We start from the raw sequence: 1,820 nt of genomic DNA on the forward strand, positions 1-1,820 counted from the left end.
GTATGGTCACAGTACCGTAGCCCACGAACCTATATGGTCTGTTGTGGGAGTGGTGATGGCACACCGCAATCTTGCACGTCAGCGATACCAGAAATGGACTTCGCCTTTGGTAGCAAGAATCCCACTGACGTTAGTCAGCTAGCCCCTTTAGGGGTGGGAGTGTCAATAATGGTAATAAACCAGTCGCAATAGATGGTGCTAAATTTGATTGTATAACACGTAAAAACAGCATCATGAATATAAGTGTTAAGCTACCTTTTCCTATATACGCTATATCCATTTGATTCACTRCAAAACCAATAACAGCTGTTATTGACGGCGCAATAAAGAGTTTTTCTGGTTGTCTTAGCCATCCTGGCTCACGATATGCCCATAAAGCTATTGCCATCGCAGCTATTTCCGGCAAAATTACTTCTGGATCATCTAATAGTACACCAGCTGCGACCATTGCTAATATAAATATAAATGCCATACAATACGAAATGATTGTTTCTTTTTTTGAAATGACTGCATCCATTTTCTATACTCCTTCTATTTATAACCGTTATCTTCAAAAGTATGGGAACTTCAATCCACACACCTTCTATATACCATACTAAGGTATTGTATATTAACGTTTTTTATATTTCAAGTATTAGTTGTTTACACCTCTCATTTTTACCATTCAAAAAGCTTTTTTATATACATTGACACTTTCTAAAAGATAGGTTAAAATAACTATAAATTAATAAGTAACTAACTAAAATTAAATAGAGGTGAAAACAAATGCAAAACATTTTATTCCGCATTAACGAATTAGCAAAAAAAGAAAGAACATCTGGATTAACAGTTGATGAAAAACAAGAACAACAAATGTTGCGTCAAAACTATACAAAAACATTTCGTGGAAGCCTAGATTCCATTTTATTAAACACAAAAATTGTTGATCCAAATGGTATTAATGTTACACCAGTTGCATTACAAGATGCTAAAGATCGTTTGAAATTTAGTAAATGAGTTCCGCGCATAAGACCACATTTCAAAAAACATAAAAAGAGCTGAAATTCCTATATAGAAATTCCAGCTCTTTTTATTGTCTTTTCTAATTTAGTATACGAGCGATACATAGCAATTCTCCACGATACGATCATCGCAAAGGCAAGTAAGAAAAACATCCCGCTTAATTGTGCTAAATCAATCGATTGACTTAAATATGATTTAAGTCCTACTCGTACAGCTAATAATCCAACTAAAATAAATATGAACGCTTTTGACGGTTTCATATATATGTCTTCACCTTTTATTTCGAACTTAGATGTTTTAATAAGAAATATAGAGAAAATAAGTCCTATACTAATTGCCTCTACTATTTCTAACGATGTTAACCGAAACTCTGATAAGAAGTACATCGATGCGCCAGTACTCATAAAGATTGGCGGTAATATAATTTTCTTTTTCGTTACCGGTTTTTTCGCTGACTTAAATCGAAGAAACATTACTCCAACGGCCATGCAAACTGCTACGATACTTGATAAAAGTGCTAAACTCATACTCTCCACCCCTATCTATTTAAAAGACTTTTTGAGCAAAATCATAAACCAAACAAGCCCGACACTTATAATGACATGAGCTAATCCAGCCATATGGCTTAAACCGTTAAAGTCTGTTCCGTTTACTTGTAAAATACCTCTAAATACCATTGTAGCGATTGTAAAAATTAATCCTATGTTATACACAACAAACCATGCACGAAAACTTTTTGTTTCACGGACATTAAATACTTTAAATAGAGCCAAAGCGACCAAAAAGAATACGAAGCCGAGCACTAATACGTGTGTATG

General features: G+C 34.2%; 3 protein-coding genes and 1 pseudogene. 1 reads left to right on the top strand and 3 read right to left on the bottom strand.

The window, feature by feature from the left end:
* Positions 1–160: 160 nt before the first annotated feature.
* Positions 161–517 (bottom strand): annotated as a pseudogene (locus AC1DTM_RS24925) (hypothetical protein); the annotation flags it as partial.
* Positions 518–765: 248 nt separating this feature from the next.
* Between AC1DTM_RS24925 and AC1DTM_RS24930 the strand changes: the two are divergent.
* Positions 766–996, top strand: coding sequence for a DUF896 domain-containing protein (locus AC1DTM_RS24930; RefSeq protein ID WP_002118300.1), 231 nt, complete (start codon positions 766–768; stop codon positions 994–996).
* A gap of 50 nt (positions 997–1,046) precedes the next feature.
* Here AC1DTM_RS24930 and AC1DTM_RS24935 read toward each other — a convergent pair whose 3' ends face one another.
* Both AC1DTM_RS24935 and AC1DTM_RS24940 read right to left on the bottom strand, forming a co-directional pair.
* Positions 1,047–1,529 (bottom strand): CcdC family protein, encoded by a 483-nt coding sequence (locus AC1DTM_RS24935; RefSeq protein ID WP_016104524.1) that lies wholly within the window; start codon positions 1,527–1,529, stop codon positions 1,047–1,049.
* Between the two features lie 15 nt (positions 1,530–1,544).
* Positions 1,545–1,820 (bottom strand): DUF2871 family protein (locus AC1DTM_RS24940; protein WP_477001140.1); only part of this gene is annotated, 276 nt, incomplete at its 5' end.

Source organism: Bacillus sp. P4_D3 (assembly GCF_056401855.1).

Excerpts from the sequence above, each read along its gene's own strand:
- AC1DTM_RS24935 (WP_016104524.1), bottom strand. The coding sequence starts at position 1,529 with ATGAGTTTAGCACTTTTATCAAGTATCGTAGCAGTTTGCATGGCCGTT.
- AC1DTM_RS24930 (WP_002118300.1), top strand. The coding sequence starts at position 766 with ATGCAAAACATTTTATTCCGCATTAACGAATTAGCAAAAAAAGAAAGA.